Genomic DNA, 16,698 nt, shown 5'->3' on the forward strand with positions numbered 1-16,698 from the left:
GTTGAACGGGCGCCGTTGAATGCTGCTTCCTACTTTGAGCCTGACAGACGAAAAAGCTGCTGCAGCGCCCCTCAAAGCAGGGAAGGGAGGCAGCCAAAGCAGCTACCATCTGTTTATTGTAACGCCTTGGGCGGTTTTTGGAAGCAGGATTGGGGTTGGCGTGAATCAGCTGAACTTATTTTGATGCAACCACCTCGCCAGCCAGTCGTAAGCGGGTTCGGGCCTGCCAAAAAAATAACCCTGGTAGGCCAGGGTGCCGGGGGCTTTCAGGAAGTCAGCTTGCTCTTGTGTCTCAATGCCTTCTGCAACCACCTGAAGCTTTAAATTATCGGCTACAGCCAGCATGACATCGACCAGGGCAGCATCCTCAGGGTTTCTGGGAGCATCCTGCACGAAGCTGCGATCAATTTTCAGCTCATCAAAAGGCAGGCGTTTAAGGTAGGCCAAAGAAGAATAGCCTGTTCCAATTTTCGATTTCAAATGTATCTCTGGCAGTCTCTGCCAGTCCCGCCTCAAAATAGATGGCCTGATTGCCACCATGACGCTTGGCGGCTGCCAGAGCCGTACTGGCCTTCTGTAAAAGGTCGTTTGATTGCGCTTCTCGTAAGCCCTGAGTATCGGCAATTCCCAAACTGACAGAAAGTTGGAAGCTTTCGCCATCCAGCTCCAAGGGTTGGTTCATAGCCTGCAATAACGGGTTTTCCAGTGTTATGCAGCTGGCGAGAACAGCAAACTCATCGGCACCCAAGCGATAAACCTGGCCTTGCTTAGCAACCAGTGTGAGCAGGCGCCGGGCAACCTCTTGCAATAGCTTGTCAGCAAGACGGCTGCCTCTGACATTGTTGATGACTTTAAAGCGGTCGAGGTTTATCACCAGAAGCTGCTTCTCGATGGCATCCATGCCTGACGATCCAAATCTTCGAGAAGTGCCGCTCGGTTGGGAAGCTGGGTTAGTTTGTCAAAGTAGGCGAGGTGGTGAATACGTGCCTGACTGGCTTTGAGTGCCGTATTGGAGCGTTGAAGGTGGATGGCAATCAGCGCTAACAGGAAACCAAGTAACAGAAGAAGTATTGAAGCGGGATATTGCACTCTTTCCCAAGCCTCACGAATACTCAAATCACGAGATTCATCAAAAGGAGGCAGGCCCAGTTCCCTTAAGAGTTGATCAATAATGCGATAGTCACCGGGAATGGTAAAACCGGAGATACCCAGGCTCTGTGCGACTTCACCCTGATGAGGTAGAGACTGAAGGCAGGCCGCCAGTAAGGCCAGGAGGCGTCCGGTCATTGATCTGCTCCTGGCTGATCTGGACATGCCTTCTCCCATATTTAGTAAATTAGTGTTACTACATTTTGCTAGTTGTTCCTCTGATAAATCAAGTCCCAAACACCATGGCCAAGTTTTTCACCCCGTTTTTCAAACTTGGTTAAAGGGCGGGATGCAGGGCGAGGCACAAAATCCTGACCCAGTTCAGCGGTGTTTGCATAGCCGGGTGCAGCGTTCATGACATCACGCATGTGTTCGGCATAGGCTTCCCAGTCGGTAGCCAAGTGAAAGCGACCACCGATTTTCAGTTTTTTGCGTACCGTTTCCACGAAAGGCGGCTGGACGATGCGCCGCTTGTGGTGCTTTTTCTTGGGCCAAGGGTCCGGGAAGAAGAGTTGGAAGAGATCAATCGATTCATCCGGCAGGCACTGGTTAAGCACCTCGACAGCATCATCCCGGTATACTCGCAGGTTATCCAAGTTCAGGTCACCCGCTTCACAAAGTAGTTTGCCGACACCGGGCAGATGAACTTCGATGCCAATAAAATCATGATCCGGCATGGCTTGCAGCTGTTCCAGCAGGGAGTTGCCCATGCCAAAACCCACTTCAACCACTAGAGGTGCCTGGCGGCCAAAGACGCCCGCTGGATCAATGCGCCCTTCATCCAGCGAAAGGCCATAACGCGGCAGGAAGTCATTAATGCCGCGTTGTTGGGCTCCGGTCATCCGGCCCTGGCGCAATACAAAGCTGCGAATACGCTTGTCATGAATGGCATCACCAGCCCGGTCATGCTTGTTGTCTTGCTGCTGGCTGCTACTCATGAATTGATCAGTCCTTCCAGAGGTGAGCTGGCGCTGGCATAGGCTTTTCTGGGCATGCGTCCGGCCAGGTAGGCTTCACGTCCAGCCTCGATGGCTTTTTTCATGGCACTGGCCATAAGCACCGGGTTTTGGGCATGGGCAATGGCGGTGTTCATGAGTACACCATCACAGCCCATTTCCATGGCGATGGCTGCATCTGAAGCCGTGCCGACACCTGCATCCACTAATACCGGAACCTGGGCATCTTCCATGATCAGGCGAATATTATGCGGGTTGAGGATGCCCAGGCCTGAGCCTATCAGAGAACCCAGCGGCATGATGGCAATGCAGCCCATGGCTTCCAGTTCTTTGGCCGCGATGGGGTCATCATTGCAGTAGACCATGACTTCAAAACCTTCGGCGATCAGCTTTTCAGTGGCCAGAAAGGTTTCGCGCATATTGGGGTAAAGGGTTTTTTGGTCGCCCAGAACTTCCAGTTTCACCAGGTTATGGCCATCCAGGAGTTCGCGGGCCAGCATGCAGGTGCGCACCGCATCCTTAGCGTTATAGCAGCCCGCAGTGTTAGGCAGCAGGGTATAACGCTCTGGGGAGATAACATCCAGCAGATTGGGCTCATCCGGGTTTTGACCAATGTTGGTCCGGCGCACAGCGACGGTGACGATTTCGGCACCACTGGCAGCGATGGCTTCGCCGGTTTCCTGCAAGTCTTTGTACTTGCCGGTTCCCACCAAAAGGCGTGAAGAAAACTCACGGGTACCCAGTTTAAAAGTGTCTTGTTTAGTCATGCCTGCTCCTGAAATTAACCGCCACCTATGGCGTGAACAATTTCCACCCGGTCATTGGCTTGCAGACGCTGAGTGGTATGACGGCTTTTGGGGATGATTTCTTCATTGACTTCAACGGCCAGGCGTTTGCCAGCCAGCTGCAGCTGCTCAAGGAGATCAGCCACGCTTTGGCCTTCTTCAAGCTGATGGGTTTCCCCGTTCAGTGTGATTTGCATGGGCTCCTCCGATTCATGGGCCTATTCTACCGGATTTTTATTCTCCTGTTATCCTATTAGGAAGCACAAGCACAGTAGTTAATCAGAGTTTTCTTAGGTTGGGGATTTGGACAGGAGAAGGTGGTGGTCAAGGATCAGAAAAAAGCAGTCTTGTTTGCCCTGGGCGCTGTGGCCTGCTGGTCGACGGTGGCCACCGCCTTCAAACTGACCCTGGCGCATTTTTCGGTACTTCAGTTACTCTTGGTGGCAACCAGTTGTTCGGTTATTTTACTGCTGGTGCTTTTGTGGCGTCAGGGGAAGCTGCATCTTTTGGGTTACTGGCTGCGGCAGAGGCCGGGGTTTTTCCTGCTCTCTGGTTTGATGAACCCTTTGCTTTATTATCTACTCTTGCTGTATGCCTATGATTTCTTGCCGGGACAACAAGCGCAAACGCTGAATTATACCTGGGCGATAACGCTAAGCCTCTTGTCAGTGCCTTTTTTGGGGCAGGTGATTCGCAAGCAGGACTGGATTGCCATTTTTCTGGGCTATTTGGGTGCAGCCGTGATAGCGACTCGGGGTGATCTATTGGGATTGAATTTTGTCAGTGGCTGGGGCGTGGCTCTGGCTTTGGCGTCAACACTGGTATGGTCGGCCTACTGGATTATTAACACCCGTAATCAGGCGGACCCCCTGGTGGCTTTAACCCTGAACTTCCTTTTGGGCTTGCCGTTGATTGCTCTGGCGACCTGGATCTGGTCGGATTTTCAACTGCTGGCCTGGCAGGGTTGGTTGGGTGCGGTTTACCTGGGCTTGTTTGAAATGGGTTTTGCTTTTGTGATGTGGTTGCTGGCTATGCAGTATGCAGAAAGCACCGCCAGAATCTCCAACCTGATTTTCATTTCACCTTTTGTGTCCCTGGTGCTGCTGTATTTTTTGGTGGGAGAGCAAATTTATCCCTCCACCCTGATAGGTCTAGTGATGATTATTCTCGCCTTGATGGTTCAGCAGTACCAAGGCAAGCCCAACCCTGAAGAGGGTCGGGCTCCTTCAAGCTAGCATCAAGGTCCTAGAAGAATCTTCACGCTGTCGTCTGCTTCACTGGCTGGCAAATAACCTAAAGCACCAGGGGTGTTGGCAACAGCAGATCTCATGGCGGCCACTGAGTCAAGGCTGCGTGGTGGCTGTCCGCGACCTGTAAATACCTGCTGAGACCAAAATGCATTAAGCTGCGAAAGCGATCGTCCAGTGTAAAGGCTATGAAAAGTAGCTTTATGTGGCGATGAGTCGTTCATCTCTAAGGGAGTTGCAAGGTTTCCATTAGGCAGCTGCTGGCTGCGCCCTAAGAAAATATCACGGACCTGGTTTTGCGTGATCCCATCGGGTACTGAGGGATGGCCAATAACAACCAGATCACCAGCGATCAAAGGCAAACTCAAGAGCAGTGCTGCACAGGTTAGAAGTGTTTTTTTAATCATGATCATCCTTCTTTAAAAGACGCTGTCGAGGCGAAGGCTGTAAATATTGCTGCTGGATCCTGCCAAGCTGCCTGTGCCGAATTGGCTAACAACTCCGCCCAGCTGATCGCTGCTTTCGTCAACATAGGTCCAATCGGCGGTAAGTGAGGTGCTGTTGAGCAGGTCCCAGCGAAGACCTAGGCTGTAGCTTTGGCGGTCAATGTTAAGCAGGTTGTTGGTTTCGTCACGATTACTATCATCCTGGGTTTCTAACCAGGCTGCCGTTGCGTAGGGCGTAAAGGAACCTAAGCGATGGGCGATGGTTAAATAGGCGGCATCACGGTCAGCAATCATATTGGAATCCACCTCAATACGAGTGATTTCGGATGTGATTTGCCAAAGGCCATCATCGTACTCAAGACCAACACCAAAAAAGTTGCCGCGATCACTGGCTGCTAAACTCTCAACAGATACTTCAGCGGTGGCTGCATTAACACGTAGCGTCCAAATATAATCAGTCCAAGAAGCAACACCACCAAAAATATTACGGAACTCAAAGCTGCCCTCTTCAGTGTGACCAGTAAAAGCTTGAACATTGGTGCTGCCATAGGGCAAGAAGTAATTGTAATTAACATCTACACCTGTATAGCTGCTAACAGGTACGCCACCATAAACTTCGTTGTTGGGGCGAAGAGCGGTTTGTGCATAGCCGACTTCTAAAGAATCTGAGTGCATAAATAGAGGTAGACGTAGTTTACCGGCACGCACTTGTAGGCTAGGTGCGAGCTGGTGGCTAAGGTAGGCCCACTCCATATCGGTTGACCAGTCATCGCTGCCTCGTGCGACCATTTGTAAAGTCAGGCTGGTATCGCGACTGAAGTTATAGCGGCCTTGAAGACCGAGCAGGGTGTTTTCTTCCACTGCAGAGCGTTCAGTGTTGCCTGCATAGCCTGCATCATTGGTAGCACGGCTGTAACCAGTGCTGAAAAAACCATTAAAGCGTAGGCGTTCTGCTTCAGGGCTGGCCAGCTGTTGCTGGACATTACTGAGTTGTTGCTCAAGCTGGTTGATACGTGCTTCATCAGCGGCTAGCAAGATGCCACTGTGACTAGCAGCCAAGAGTGCTAGACCTGTCACCAGAGGTGTCAGGGTACATGAAATCTTTTGCATAAGGATTTCCTTAAGTAGTGTGGTTGGTTTTTTACACGCGAAACTGACTAGAGGCTTCTGTTAAGGTGCGGGTAATTTGGTCAATGTCCTGACTTACCTGATCGAGGCGCGAAGTTTCTTCAGTAACTTGTTCTGCATTACTGTGGATATGCTGTACATGTTGAAGAATTGACTCGAAGGTGCTGCTTTGTTCGTGAGTGGCGGCAGCAATTTGCTCATTAATGCCGTTGATATTGCCAACATTGCTAATAATATGCTCTAGCGTTGTAGCTGAGGAGGTGGTTGCTTCAACGCCCTGCTCAGCTTTTTGAACACTAATTTGCATAGCTTCAATAGCTGTTTGTGATGCTTGCCCTAGTTCTTTGATAATTTTGTAGATTTCATCTGCTGCTTCGGAAGTACGAACTGCCAGAACTCTGACTTCATCAGCAACAACAGCAAAGCCTCGGCCATGATCACCTGCCCTAGCCGCTTCTATGGCAGCATTTAAAGCCAGTAGGTTGGTTTGTTCGGCCACATCCTGGATGGTTTTCAAAAGATGCCCAACATTGTTTGCTAGGTCACCAAACCTGTTTACAGCCTCAGAGGTATTGCCCACTTCTTCAGCCAGGCTATTGATAGTGGCAATATTGTTATTGAGTACCTGCTTGCCCTCAGATGCTGCTTGATCTGCATCCTGCGCTTGGTTAGAGGCGTCAGCAGCAAAACGGGCCACTTCATGAACACTCTGCATGAGCTCTTGAATCGCATTGTGGGTTGAAGCGATTGCAGTCGACTGCTCTTGAATGCGGTGGAAGTTGTCGGTGCTTGATGAAGTAAGGCGAGTGGATACTTGGCTAAGCCCTTGAATATCCGTTGCTATACGTCCAAAAGTTTGGTGAAGTTTGTCAATAAATTGGTTGAAGTTATTGACCAGGGGGCGGATTTCATCTTTGCCCTGATACTGAATACGTGTAGTAAGGTCGCCTTGTCCTGAATTCATATCTTTTAACAGCGATGAAACCCGTGCCAAGTTACCAGTAATCGAACGACTCGTGATAAGACTTAAACTAGCCAAGGTAAAAATGGCAATAAATGCAATCAAGGCTGCGATTTGGTTTGCACGGCGCGATTGATCAATGGTGGACTGAATAGCTGAAGTAAACCTATCTTCCGTAGTTAGATTCATTTGTTTAAGTTGTTGATGCAGCTTTTCTAGCCTCTTGGCATTGGTCGTAGCTTGTTCGCTGATCTCTGCAAAATTAACATTTCCACTCATAAACTCTTCTGCAATGCTGCGAGCAGATGAGTACCAATCCTTTAGTGCTTTTTCTGCAGTTTGGCTTTCATTAACGAAATCACTACTCAGCTGGGGCAGCTTTTTCATAGCCGCAAGAGTTTTTTCATAGTTGCCTTGAGCATCATTAAGTGCTTGATCGTCGCCAGTAGTGACCGCACTGTTGATCTGAAACTCAATCAATTGCAATAAGGACTGGTTGCGTGTAGTAAGCTCAACCGCAGGATAGAGCTGGTAGTTTAAGTGCTGGAGAGTTTTGCTATTGCTGCGTTCTGTAATCAGGCTAAAGCCTTGGCTGGTCATAAACGCAAGTAGGGTGATTACAATAAGAATAGCGAATTTTTGGCTGATTTTCAGATGGTCAAGCATTTTGGCGCCCTCAGGAAGCATCATTCCTTGAGCTTTACTTCAAACAGGTGTTTTAATCGGAGCGCATATTAGCTTGTGTAGATACCAACTACAAGGCTATTTTGTGCGAATATGAGTTAATGGTGTTTTTTTTTGGAATGTTTATTAATGGCCTGTTAACAGAAGTTCTTAATTCGTTTTCGGAGGTACTGAATAGCTTGCTACCACATGGGCTACCAGGGTTTCGGCATCGCCTTCACTGTAAAGCTCAACTTCGCCAATAATCAGGCGTTTACCTTGTTTTAAGAGCCTGGCTTTGGCCATCAAGGCTTTATCGGCTTGGGGTTTGTTCAGAAAGTGGCAGGTAAAATCAGTGGTCACCGCCAGAGCAACAGGGCCGATTTTGGAAAGTAGCGCAACATAGATGGCCACATCAGCCAGGGCCATCATGGTTGGGCCGGAAACAGTTCCACCGGGGCGCAGGTGTGAGGTGTCTACGGGCAGGCGCAAAAGGCTGTAGGCTTCCGCAACTTCCGTGATTTCACCGAGATATTGAGGAAACTCCTTTTCCAGGAAAAGGATCATTTCTTCGCGGTTCATTTTTAACGGACTGGTCATTTCAGGCCCCTAGTTATCTTTGTTGTGTTGAGAAAATTATGCAGCAATGACAAGGTCTTGTAAGCACTCGTGAGGCTTCTTGCGTGACTGGTAAGTTTTATTGCTGGTTCCTTGAGAGGTTTGGGATTAAGATGCCGGGGCTTTTCCTTCCCTTTGAGGTTCACCGCTTTGAAACTAATTTCCTTTGACGCTTTGCGTACTTTGGGGTTGCCTGGTGTCCGCTATATCAAGCCAGAACGTATGTATGATCATCTTGATGAAATTCGGGATGCTGACTGGTTGCTATTTCCTGAATACTGGCAGATCAATACGCTGCTCTACGGCCTGAAAAAGCGGATTTTTCCCAGCCCTGCCAGCTATTATTTGGGTCATAACAAGGTTGAGCAGACGCGGGTTTTTCAAGCTGTTTGTCCCGAGCATCTGCCCAAAACGGCAATTCATGGCAGCTCTCGCTCAGCTTTGCAGGAAATACTCGACAAGTTTTCCTTTCCCCTGGTCGCCAAAGCAATCAAAAGCTCTCGGGGTGAAGGTGTTAGCCTGCTGGCTTCGGAAGCGGAACTTTATGACTGGGCAACGCATAATGAAGTGCTATATATCCAGGAGAAACTGGAGATCCACAAGGATCTAAGGGTGGTCTGGGTGGCTGGTGAGCTTCTGGATGCTTATTGGCGAATTGCGCCTGAAGGAGGCTTTTTGAATAACGTTTCCCAGGGTGGCAGGGTCAGTCGGGAAGCTATTCCGCAGGTGGCTCTGGATTTGGTTCGGCGGCTGGCGACCCAGCTCAATATCGATCATGGTGGTTTTGATCTGGCCTTGGTTGATGGTTGGCCTTACCTGTTTGAATTTAACCGCTTGTTTGGCAGTCAGGGTATGCTGGTAGGTAAAGTCAGCTTTAGTGAAGCCTTGCTGAAATACTTAAATCAGCCACAAGCAGCCTTAGCCATTTCTTGAATTACCAATCTGGCCGTTCATCTCCTGGGCAACATCAACGGCATAGTTGTCGGTCATACCGCCAATAAAGTCCAGGGCGCGTCTATAGCTTTGGTAGAGGGGCCAGTCTTCTTCGGGCATGTTTTCACCAATGAGTGCTAGGACTCGTTGATGTTTAAAGCTTAGCTGCCCTTGATGATGGTGGCGGGCATTGCAGGCTTCACAGAAGGTTTCCAGCAGGGTGCCCAGGGTTGAATAGGCACCGATTTCCAGCTTGGCTTTGCGCTGATGGCGAAAAATTCGATCCCTGGCCAGTGTTTTGGCTGCTCTGACTCCTTCAGCTATGTGGGTTGGACAAACATCAATCAGGTCCTGATTAAAGCGCCCTTCCAGTAGTGCCTGCTGGTTTTGAACAAAAACCTCAATGACTGCCTCGGTCATTTTCTCCATGGCCTGACCTCTCAGTGCGGCAATTCGCCTGCGCTGGGAAGCTTTGGCTAGTGTATCAAAACCTTCAGGCTGTCCTTGGCCGATGGTTTCCAGGATGCTGGCTACCTCGTCATATTGCAGGATTTCCATTTCCAAACCATCTTCAAGATCCAATAAGGCATAGCAGATGTCATCAGCCGCTTCGACCAGATAGACCAAAGGGTGTCTGGCCCAGCATTCATCGGCTCTTTGTAATAAACCCAGGTGTTCAGCAGTTAGTTGCAGCAGGTGCTTTTCACTTTGAAAAGCAGAAAACTTGCCCTTTTCGTTGGCATGTTCAACCGTCCAGGGGTACTTAAGCATGGCGCCCAGAGTGGCATGAGTAAGCCGCATGCCACCAGTGAACTGGTTGTATTCGATCTGGGTAACCACTCGGAAACCCTGAGCATTGCCTTCAAAAGTGGTTAAGTCCTGGCGTTCGGCATCACTTAAACCCTGCAGCAGACCCTGACGCTCCGCCTGTTGGAACCAGTCGCGAATGGCATATTCGCCTGCATGCCCAAAGGGTGGGTTACCGATATCATGGGCAAGACAAGCAGCCTGGACGATAACCCCCAGGTCAGCAGGAGCAATCCAATTAGGCAATTGCTCTTTAAGTCGCTCACCGGCCAGCATACCCAGGCTGCGGCCCACACAGCCCACTTCCAGCGAGTGGGTTAGGCGGGTATGAATATGATCATTACTGACCAGAGGATGAACCTGAGTTTTTCGACCCAGACGACGAAAGGAACCGGAAAAAATAATCCGGTCATGATCCTTGTGAAAAGGGCTGCGCCCTGGCTCTTCACGGGATGAACGATGGCTGCCCAAGCGGCTGGCGCTGAGCAGCTGTTGCCAGTTCATCCGGCTATTTACGGTCATGCCCAAGCCTTAGAAATTAAGGCGAAAACCCAGGTGGAAGCCATCTTCAATAGGATCATTAAAGTCCTTGTCATCAGATTTAAGGTGCAGATAACGATAGCCCAAAAAGACATCGGTATTCTGGATCACCCGATAGGCAATGCGCGCACCGGCTTCATAGAGGTATTCGGTATCCCCAAAGCTGGTGACTTGAGGAGCAACCCAGCCATAGCCGCCCAGAGAAATATGAGAAGCACCAGGAACGATATGGTAGAAGAGCCCACCAAACGCCAGGGCAAGGCCTGAAGTAGATTCAGGGGCTGTGTAACCATAAAGACGTGCACCCACAGCTGCACGGAAGGTTCGATTGTCTGTTTCTACGCCCTGAAAGCCGACAGTGAAAACGCTGGCCGAATCATCGGAGTGTTGTTCGGTGTAAAGAATACTGCCATTGATGTGCAGGTTTTGAGCACCAGTAACGGCTCGGTCATATTCAAACTGAATGCTTTCATTATTCAGGTTGGCTTCGAGCGAGCCAGGTGCCAGTGAAAAGGCCGATGCTTGAGCGGAAAACAACAAAGCTGCTGCCGCAACAGTTGAAAAAAGTGACTTGTTAACTGACATGATGACTGTCCTTTGTGAAAACTGGCTTAGCAAACGCCATAGGTCTGGCGGTAATTTTCTATCGCCGGGGCATAAGACTGCAAGTCAGACTTGGTGTTCAGATGTTCAATAATATTATCCAAAGTAATAATGCTGACGACCGGAATGCCCAGATCCTGTTCGACTTCTTGAATGGCTGATCTTTCACCTTGGCCTCTTTCCTGGCGATCCAGTGCAATGACGACACCGGAAATCTTGCCTTTGGCCCCTTCGATCTGCGGCAAAACCTCGCGGATAGCGGTTCCAGCGGTAATGACATCATCAATTAGGAGGACACGTTGGCCTGTAAGGTCGGCACCGACCAGCTGACCACCCTCGCCATGGGTTTTGGCTTCCTTGCGATTGAACGCAAAAGGTGTGATCTTGTTGTAATTGGCTGCTAGGGTACTGGCTGTAGCTGCAGCCAGAGGAATGCCCTTGTAGGCTGGGCCAAAGAGAACATCAAACTCGATACCCGAGCGTTGAATGGCTTCGGCATAACAATGGCCGAGTTTGGTAAGGGCTTCACCGGTATTAAAAAGGCCAGCATTAAAAAAGTAGGGGCTGACGCGACCGGATTTAAGGGTGAACTCACCAAACCGCAATACCTGCTGTTTGATGGCAAAATCGATAAACTCTTGTTGATAATCTAGCACAGCAATTCCCCAAAAGTATTAAGGTCAGGTATCATACACCCTAAATAAATGTGTATCACGCAGGAATGGGAACTACTCACGCTATGAAAGTGATCACCCTGAATGTTGGCGGAATCAAGCAAGCCGTAGAAAAGGGCTTCCTCGACTGGCTCCAGGAGCAGGATGCTGACGTTGTCTGCGTCCAGGATGTGCGCACCAAAGCCTACAAGCTGGGTGATGCCATTGAACGTCCTGAAGGCTGGGAAGGTTATTTCTTTGATGCTGAACAAGATGACTTTGCGGGAACGGGAATTTATTGCCGTTCCATGCCTAAAGCCATTATGACCGGTCTGGGCTTTGAACTGGCTGATCGTGAAGGGCGTTATATTCAGGCCGATTTTGACAAAGTCAGTGTTTGCAGTTTTCAAATGCCTTCGGGGATTAACCCTGCAGAAAAGAAACTCTTTATGGAGCAGTTCCTGGAATACCTCACCAAACTGCGCCGTAAGCGTCGCGAATACATTATCTGCGGTTCCTGGAATATTGCCCACAAGACGCTGGATCTGGCCAACTGGCAAGACAACCAGCTGAGCATCGGCTTTCGTCCCGAAGAGCGTGCCTGGATGGATCAAGTCTTTGGTCCGCTGGGCTATATTGATGCCTTCCGTGAAGTGAATCGGGATGCTGATCAATATACCTTCTGGCCTAATGCAGAAAGAGATCGCGAGCGTCAGGAAGGCTGGCGCTTGGACTACCAGGTGACCGGTCCTAATTTGCGCCGTGCCATCAAAAAAGCCTGGATAGACCCCAGTGTTAAGTTCTCAGCGCATGCACCGCTTTATGTTGAGTATGACCTCTAATTAAGATGCTGCCGGACCCCTTGAGGTCCGGCTTGCTTTTTATTTAGATGGTTTCCAGTGCCTTTTTCTGTAAGGCGGTGATTTCGTTGCAGCCCTTTTCAGCCAGCTCCATCATGGCATTCATTTCCTGGCGGGAAAAAGGCTGGCCCTCAGCAGTGCCCTGAACTTCGATAAACTGGCCGGCTTCTGTCATGACCACGTTCATATCGGTTTCACAGGCAGAGTCTTCTGCATAATCCAGATCCAAAACCGGCTCACCCTTATAAATACCGACAGAGACAGAAGCAATATACTGTTTGAAGGGGTCTTCTTTAAGCAGCTTCTGGAGCTGTAGGCTACGCAAGGCATCGACCAGGGCAACGCAAGCGCCGGTAATCGAAGCCGTGCGCGTGCCGCCATCGGCCTGGATCACATCACAGTCCAGAGTAATGGTGTATTCGCCCAGTTTTTTGAGATCCACTGCAGAGCGCAGTGAGCGGCCAATCAAGCGCTGAATTTCCAGAGTGCGGCCACCCTGTTTGCCACGAGTTGCTTCGCGATTGTTGCGCGAATGAGTGGCACGAGGCAGCATACCGTATTCAGCTGTTAGCCAGCCTTGGTTTTTGCCCCTCAGCCAACGAGGAACGCCTTTTTCGACACTGGCGGTGCAGATCACCTGGGTAGCCCCAAAACTAACCAGTACTGAGCCTTCAGCATGACTGGTAAAATGACGTTTCAGGGTGATTTCGCGTGTCTGATCCGGGGTTCTTCCGCTGGGTCGCATGGTTTCTACCTAAAGCCTTGAATGAATGAACTGCGCATTATACACATTAAGGATTTAACATGATTGCCAGCATGACCGCCTTCGCCCGCCGTGAAGTTCACCTACCCTGGGGTAGTCTGAGCTGGGAAATTCGTTCAGTTAATCAGCGCTACCTGGAACCCAACTTCCGCTTACCCGACAGCCTGCGTAACCAGGAAACGGCACTGAGGCATCGCCTGAAGCAAAAACTGGCCAGAGGCAAGCTGGACTTGAATTTGAAGTTTTATCCAGCTGATGAGCGCCAAGACCTGGTGCTCAATGAAACCTTGTTGGACAAATTAATTGCCAGTGCTGAAAAAGTGCGCAGTAAAATGCCTGCGGCAGCGCCTGTTGATCCTTTGAAACTTTTGGAATGGCCCGGTGTTATTCAAGCCAGTGAAACAGACGAAGAAGAAGTTCAGGCTCAGGTATTGTCACTTTTTGATTTGGCACTGGAAGACCTGCAAGCCCACCGGCTGCGGGAAGGTGAAGCCCTGGCCGCCATGATTGAAGAGCGCCTGGTACAAATCAGTATTCACTTGCAAAATGCCCAGAGCTATCTCCCAGCCGCCTTGGAAGCCTGGCGGGAAAGCCTGCTTGAGAAAGCAGCCAAACTTCAGGTCGAAGTCGACCCTGCACGCCTGGAACAAGAAGTCGTCATGCTGGCGCAAAAACAGGATGTCGCTGAAGAACTGGATCGCCTTGAAGCGCACGTTACCGAAGTACGCCGTGCCCTGAAAACAAAAGGCCCTGTGGGTCGCCGCCTGGATTTTCTGATGCAGGAAATGAACCGCGAAGCCAACACCCTGGGTTCCAAAGCTATGAACCTGGACATGACCCAGGTTGCTATGGACCTTAAGGTGCTTATCGAACAAATGCGCGAGCAGGTGCAGAATATTGAGTAGCTTTGTGATCAACGAGTTGAACTACTAACGATACTTCTCCAGTATTGATTCAAGACTTGACCAGGGTAAGCGGCTACCAGACTCGCGCATTAGTCGTTTGGCAGTGTCAATCTGATCAATAGTGGCCAGCTGGTGTATTAACATTTGTTCTAGTATCCATAGGGTGCCCAGTTTTTCTATTTGCTCTTGGTCTGCAGCCTTACGCAGCGTTTATCGCCGGTTATCAGTGGGCACTGCTCTTGCCTTGCCTTGCCTTGCCAGTGCTAAGGCAAGGCAATCATTGGTGCTGGGGCCAGAGTAGTGCTCAACTAATTGCAGTGCGTAGTCCATGCTTTCCGGAGTAAGCTCTCTCTGTTGAAGCCCTTTAGCTAGAAGATGGTTATGGTGTGCTTCTAATTCTTCTGCAAATAGAATGTCTGGCACAGCAAACTGATAGGGTAGTTGGAAGAGTTCATTAATCAGTCCTCCTTCCTCAAGGTCGATAAGGATATTTGTGTCACTGATCAGTAGCTGTAGCATCCATGCCTCCTAGTTTCCGCTCTTTCCTTAATGCAGAAGTTGATATGCAGAGTAATTCGGCCGCTTTACTCTCTGCTAAGTAATCTTCCGCAAGGGCACGATAGACTAATTGCCGGTAAAGATAGGTTTCTTCACAAGGGTAGGGGTCACCGGGCTCTTTAGTGCGCCACCCTTTACTGGAGAAAATGCGGATCATCTTTTGCTTTTCAGCATCGCTAATTATCTTGCATTGATTAGCTCTGATCAGGCATCCCATCATACTCAGCCCAAACTCGTGCTTGAGCATATAAAGCTCTTGCGGCTCCAAATGACTACGATGCCCACCCAAACGTTGAAGAGTTGATTTTTGAGGTAAAAGGAAAGCCCCAGCAAATCGGTTGCAGGCTTTTTCTTCATCAATTGATTCATCCAGACGCCCATGAAGCAATAGGTGGCCCAGTTCATGGGCAAGAGTAAAACGCTGCCGGTCACCAGGCCAGTGCTTGGAGACAACGATAACGGGAGTACCATTAACAGAAGCTGCCAGGCCATCAAGCTTTTGGTTAACCTCAATTGAGGTGACGATAACTAAAATGCCTCTGGATTCCAGCATGTCAATCATGTCCGGAATAGGGTTTAAACCTAGCTCCCATGCTTCACGAACAGTGTTGGCAACGGCTTCTATTTGAGTAAGCTGGCTTATGAGCTTTGGAAGCCCTTGGGGTGAGGCAAACTTTTTGACTGGGGCTTTAGGGTAAAGAGACACTAGACTAGTCCAGCGTTCTGCTTGGTCAAGAACATCAGCCTCGATTTGGGCCAGAATCTTTTTTGGAGTAGTTGAGCGCTTACGGTATTCGACCCCTTTAAGCTCCACCTTTACAGGTCGAAAGAAATATTCAGACCTTACACTCAGTGCTTTTGAGAGCTTAATGAGCTGCCCTGATGATGGGACAAGGTTACCCTTTTCGTACTTGTTGATGGTAGTTTGGGATACACCTATCTGATCTGCTAAAGCACGTAAAGATAAACCTGCTGCTTTGCGTGCTCGCAGTATGCGTTCACCAATCATCTCTGCCCTCCTTGGGTTTACAAATAAAAAATAATTTTGTTAATTGTAAACTGCAGTGTCCTTCTTGTCATTTTCACAGCGGCAATTTTTAAAGAAATCTTAACCCGATTTTGCCAGCTCAAGAATGGGTCCATCCAACAAGTCCATCAGATCACCAAAGTAGCCGCGAGAGTAGGCGGGGCGGGTGGGATCAGAAGTGATGGCGAGCGCCAGTTGTAACTCAGGGTGAGCGGCGAGTATTTGACCACCAAAACCTCTGGCCAGAATATAACCACTGTCGGTAATGAACCAACCATAGCCATAACCCATGCCGGAGAAGGGCGATTGGGTTTGTGGAATGACAGACGATCGAATCCACTCTTCTGAAATAACCTGCTGACCTTCAAAACGACCACCGTCACGCATTATGAGTGCAACGGAAAGCATGGCGCGTGGTGTTAGGGCCATTTCATTGCCGCCCAGATAGTAGCCTTGAGGATCTCGAACCCAGGGAGGAATACTGATCCCCAGAGGCTGACCCAAGCGCTGACGAGCGAGTTCCAAAAGGCTAAGACCGGAAGCTTCGGTCAGCACAGCGCCCAGCACATGAGTGGTGCCTGTGGAATAGATCATGCGTCCGCCTGGCTGACTGACCAGGGGCCTGGAAAGTGCATCAGCAACCCAGTTGGAAGAGGCAACCCAAGCCCCATACTGAGCACCTGAAGTACCTTGCAAGCCAGCCTGAAGGGTCACCAGATTTTCAAGAGTAATCTGGCTGACCTGTTCACTGGCACTTTTAGGAATCAGGTTGGGTGCAATTTCACCCAAGGGGAGGTCCAGCGAAGTGATTTCCTTGCGTTCAAGACAGCTAGCTAGAAGCAAAGCAACCAGGCTTTTAGAGCAGGATTTGATATTTGCCAGGCTATCCAGCCCAGGCCCTTTGGGTGCCTGGGCATAGATCAATTGATCGCCCTGTTGGATCTGAATGGAGTGAAGCTGATCTAAAGCGCCGATTGCCTGATCGAGTGCTGAACTGCTTTGTCCAAAAGCAGCAGGCAACCAAGGGACGGTCAAACCAGCCAGGGCAAGTTTGTTAAAAGTTCGGCGCGTTATCATGGTTGCTCACAAGTAGTTA

The 16,698-nt window shown here is 49.7% G+C and carries 21 protein-coding genes and 1 riboswitch; of the genes, 4 read left to right on the forward strand and 17 right to left on the reverse strand.

The features are described from left to right. Positions 1-79, reverse strand: a riboswitch (S-adenosyl-L-homocysteine riboswitch). Between the two features lie 86 nt (positions 80-165). The 6 genes from BM185_RS11265 to thiS form a co-directional block, all read right to left on the reverse strand. Continuing rightward, entirely contained in the window at positions 166-447 is a 282-nt protein-coding gene (locus tag BM185_RS11265; protein WP_177203539.1) for an EAL domain-containing protein, read from the reverse strand. Next, on the reverse strand, positions 434-901 hold the full coding sequence (locus tag BM185_RS11270; RefSeq protein WP_091963647.1) for a diguanylate cyclase domain-containing protein: 468 nt from the start codon (positions 899-901) through the stop codon (positions 434-436). The genes BM185_RS11265 and BM185_RS11270 overlap by 14 nt, the downstream gene beginning before the upstream one ends. Then, entirely contained in the window at positions 871-1,287 is a 417-nt protein-coding gene (locus BM185_RS11275; RefSeq protein ID WP_091963650.1) for a GGDEF domain-containing protein, read from the reverse strand. The genes BM185_RS11270 and BM185_RS11275 overlap by 31 nt, the downstream gene beginning before the upstream one ends. 68 nt (positions 1,288-1,355) lie before the next feature. Beyond that, complete coding sequence (gene trmB, locus BM185_RS11280) at positions 1,356-2,087, reverse strand: tRNA (guanosine(46)-N7)-methyltransferase TrmB (RefSeq protein ID WP_091963654.1); 732 nt, start codon at positions 2,085-2,087, stop codon at positions 1,356-1,358. Beyond that, entirely contained in the window at positions 2,084-2,872 is a 789-nt protein-coding gene (locus tag BM185_RS11285; RefSeq protein WP_091963657.1) for a thiazole synthase, read from the reverse strand. The genes trmB and BM185_RS11285 overlap by 4 nt, the downstream gene beginning before the upstream one ends. 14 nt (positions 2,873-2,886) lie before the next feature. After that, positions 2,887-3,087, reverse strand: coding sequence for a sulfur carrier protein ThiS (thiS, locus tag BM185_RS11290; protein ID WP_091963660.1), 201 nt, complete (start codon positions 3,085-3,087; stop codon positions 2,887-2,889). 123 nt (positions 3,088-3,210) lie between these two features. Here thiS and BM185_RS11295 point away from each other — a divergent pair, with 123 nt between their 5' ends. After that, on the forward strand, positions 3,211-4,125 hold the full coding sequence (locus tag BM185_RS11295) for a DMT family transporter (RefSeq protein ID WP_091963662.1): 915 nt from the start codon (positions 3,211-3,213) through the stop codon (positions 4,123-4,125). Positions 4,126-4,127: 2 nt separating this feature from the next. On the opposite strand, the gene BM185_RS11300 is transcribed toward BM185_RS11295, so the two are convergent. The 4 genes from BM185_RS11300 to BM185_RS11315 all read right to left on the reverse strand — a co-directional run bounded on the left by BM185_RS11300 (position 4,128) and on the right by BM185_RS11315 (position 7,935). Then, positions 4,128-4,544 (reverse strand): type 2 periplasmic-binding domain-containing protein, encoded by a 417-nt coding sequence (locus tag BM185_RS11300; RefSeq protein ID WP_218149433.1) that lies wholly within the window; start codon positions 4,542-4,544, stop codon positions 4,128-4,130. A 12-nt stretch (positions 4,545-4,556) separates the two neighbouring features. Next, the gene (locus tag BM185_RS11305) at positions 4,557-5,693 is read right to left on the reverse strand and encodes a hypothetical protein (protein ID WP_091963665.1); all 1,137 of its coding nucleotides are present in this window, start codon (positions 5,691-5,693) and stop codon (positions 4,557-4,559) included. 31 nt (positions 5,694-5,724) lie between these two features. Then, positions 5,725-7,338: a methyl-accepting chemotaxis protein gene (locus BM185_RS11310; RefSeq protein WP_177203540.1), complete on the reverse strand. Its 1,614-nt coding sequence runs from the start codon at positions 7,336-7,338 to the stop codon at positions 5,725-5,727. 168 nt (positions 7,339-7,506) lie between these two features. Further along, positions 7,507-7,935 carry a PaaI family thioesterase gene (locus tag BM185_RS11315; protein ID WP_091963671.1) on the reverse strand — a complete coding sequence of 143 codons (429 nt, stop codon included), beginning with the start codon at positions 7,933-7,935 and terminating at the stop codon, positions 7,507-7,509. Between the two features lie 168 nt (positions 7,936-8,103). Here BM185_RS11315 and BM185_RS11320 point away from each other — a divergent pair, with 168 nt between their 5' ends. Continuing rightward, positions 8,104-8,886, forward strand: a complete 783-nt coding sequence (locus tag BM185_RS11320; protein WP_091963674.1) for an ATP-grasp domain-containing protein — start codon at positions 8,104-8,106, stop codon at positions 8,884-8,886. Here the strand turns inward: BM185_RS11320 and BM185_RS11325 are convergent. From BM185_RS11325 to pyrE, 3 genes are read right to left on the reverse strand one after another with little or no spacing between them, the layout of a single operon-like run. Then, complete coding sequence (locus tag BM185_RS11325) at positions 8,872-10,215, reverse strand: deoxyguanosinetriphosphate triphosphohydrolase (RefSeq protein WP_245751754.1); 1,344 nt, start codon at positions 10,213-10,215, stop codon at positions 8,872-8,874. The two genes, BM185_RS11320 and BM185_RS11325, sit on opposite strands and share 15 nt — an antisense overlap. Before the next feature lie 9 nt (positions 10,216-10,224). Continuing rightward, entirely contained in the window at positions 10,225-10,818 is a 594-nt protein-coding gene (locus BM185_RS11330; RefSeq protein WP_091963677.1) for a YfaZ family outer membrane protein, read from the reverse strand. A 26-nt stretch (positions 10,819-10,844) separates the two neighbouring features. Beyond that, the gene (gene pyrE / locus BM185_RS11335) at positions 10,845-11,492 is read right to left on the reverse strand and encodes an orotate phosphoribosyltransferase (protein WP_091963680.1); all 648 of its coding nucleotides are present in this window, start codon (positions 11,490-11,492) and stop codon (positions 10,845-10,847) included. An 83-nt stretch (positions 11,493-11,575) separates the two neighbouring features. Here pyrE and BM185_RS11340 point away from each other — a divergent pair, with 83 nt between their 5' ends. Then, a complete protein-coding gene (locus BM185_RS11340; RefSeq protein WP_091963684.1) occupies positions 11,576-12,331 on the forward strand; it encodes an exodeoxyribonuclease III in 756 nt (251 codons plus the stop codon). A 43-nt stretch (positions 12,332-12,374) separates the two neighbouring features. Here the strand turns inward: BM185_RS11340 and rph are convergent, their stop codons facing one another. Beyond that, on the reverse strand, positions 12,375-13,094 hold the full coding sequence (gene rph, locus BM185_RS11345) for a ribonuclease PH (RefSeq protein WP_091963687.1): 720 nt from the start codon (positions 13,092-13,094) through the stop codon (positions 12,375-12,377). 59 nt (positions 13,095-13,153) lie between these two features. Between rph and BM185_RS11350 the strand changes: the two genes are divergently transcribed. Continuing rightward, positions 13,154-14,017: a YicC/YloC family endoribonuclease gene (locus tag BM185_RS11350; protein WP_091963690.1), complete on the forward strand. Its 864-nt coding sequence runs from the start codon at positions 13,154-13,156 to the stop codon at positions 14,015-14,017. 210 nt (positions 14,018-14,227) lie between these two features. Here BM185_RS11350 and BM185_RS14740 read toward each other — a convergent pair whose 3' ends face one another. From BM185_RS14740 to BM185_RS11365, 3 genes are all read right to left on the reverse strand, one after another. Then, a complete protein-coding gene (locus BM185_RS14740) occupies positions 14,228-14,536 on the reverse strand; it encodes a PIN domain-containing protein (RefSeq protein ID WP_218149434.1) in 309 nt (102 codons plus the stop codon). Continuing rightward, positions 14,514-15,584, reverse strand: coding sequence for an XRE family transcriptional regulator (locus BM185_RS11360; protein ID WP_091963693.1), 1,071 nt, complete (start codon positions 15,582-15,584; stop codon positions 14,514-14,516). Before BM185_RS11360 ends, BM185_RS14740 begins: the two co-directional genes overlap by 23 nt. Positions 15,585-15,683: 99 nt before the next feature. After that, positions 15,684-16,679, reverse strand: coding sequence for a serine hydrolase domain-containing protein (locus BM185_RS11365; RefSeq protein ID WP_091963697.1), 996 nt, complete (start codon positions 16,677-16,679; stop codon positions 15,684-15,686). Positions 16,680-16,698 lie beyond the last annotated feature (19 nt).

It is taken from the genome of Marinospirillum celere, from assembly GCF_900112235.1.
GTDB lineage: Bacteria > Pseudomonadota > Gammaproteobacteria > Pseudomonadales > Halomonadaceae > Marinospirillum > Marinospirillum celere.

What these genes read in the sequence shown, in the direction of transcription:
- BM185_RS11330 (WP_091963677.1), bottom strand. Translation starts at nt 10,818, where the DNA reads ATGTCAGTTAACAAGTCACTTTTTTCAACTGTTGCGGCAGCAGCTTTG.
- BM185_RS11310 (WP_177203540.1), bottom strand. Translation starts at nt 7,338, where the DNA reads ATGCTTGACCATCTGAAAATCAGCCAAAAATTCGCTATTCTTATTGTA.
- BM185_RS11300 (WP_218149433.1), bottom strand. Translation starts at nt 4,544, where the DNA reads ATGATTAAAAAAACACTTCTAACCTGTGCAGCACTGCTCTTGAGTTTG.
- BM185_RS11285 (WP_091963657.1), bottom strand. Translation starts at nt 2,872, where the DNA reads ATGACTAAACAAGACACTTTTAAACTGGGTACCCGTGAGTTTTCTTCA.
- BM185_RS11365 (WP_091963697.1), bottom strand. Translation starts at nt 16,679, where the DNA reads ATGATAACGCGCCGAACTTTTAACAAACTTGCCCTGGCTGGTTTGACC.
- BM185_RS11340 (WP_091963684.1), top strand. Translation starts at nt 11,576, where the DNA reads ATGAAAGTGATCACCCTGAATGTTGGCGGAATCAAGCAAGCCGTAGAA.
- thiS (WP_091963660.1), bottom strand. Translation starts at nt 3,087, where the DNA reads ATGCAAATCACACTGAACGGGGAAACCCATCAGCTTGAAGAAGGCCAA.
- BM185_RS11275 (WP_091963650.1), bottom strand. Translation starts at nt 1,287, where the DNA reads ATGACCGGACGCCTCCTGGCCTTACTGGCGGCCTGCCTTCAGTCTCTA.
- BM185_RS11305 (WP_091963665.1), bottom strand. Translation starts at nt 5,693, where the DNA reads ATGCAAAAGATTTCATGTACCCTGACACCTCTGGTGACAGGTCTAGCA.
- BM185_RS11315 (WP_091963671.1), bottom strand. Translation starts at nt 7,935, where the DNA reads ATGACCAGTCCGTTAAAAATGAACCGCGAAGAAATGATCCTTTTCCTG.
- rph (WP_091963687.1), bottom strand. Translation starts at nt 13,094, where the DNA reads ATGCGACCCAGCGGAAGAACCCCGGATCAGACACGCGAAATCACCCTG.
- BM185_RS11270 (WP_091963647.1), bottom strand. Translation starts at nt 901, where the DNA reads ATGGATGCCATCGAGAAGCAGCTTCTGGTGATAAACCTCGACCGCTTT.
- trmB (WP_091963654.1), bottom strand. Translation starts at nt 2,087, where the DNA reads ATGAGTAGCAGCCAGCAGCAAGACAACAAGCATGACCGGGCTGGTGAT.
- BM185_RS11360 (WP_091963693.1), bottom strand. Translation starts at nt 15,584, where the DNA reads ATGATTGGTGAACGCATACTGCGAGCACGCAAAGCAGCAGGTTTATCT.
- BM185_RS11350 (WP_091963690.1), top strand. Translation starts at nt 13,154, where the DNA reads ATGATTGCCAGCATGACCGCCTTCGCCCGCCGTGAAGTTCACCTACCC.
- BM185_RS11325 (WP_245751754.1), bottom strand. Translation starts at nt 10,215, where the DNA reads ATGACCGTAAATAGCCGGATGAACTGGCAACAGCTGCTCAGCGCCAGC.
- BM185_RS14740 (WP_218149434.1), bottom strand. Translation starts at nt 14,536, where the DNA reads ATGCTACAGCTACTGATCAGTGACACAAATATCCTTATCGACCTTGAG.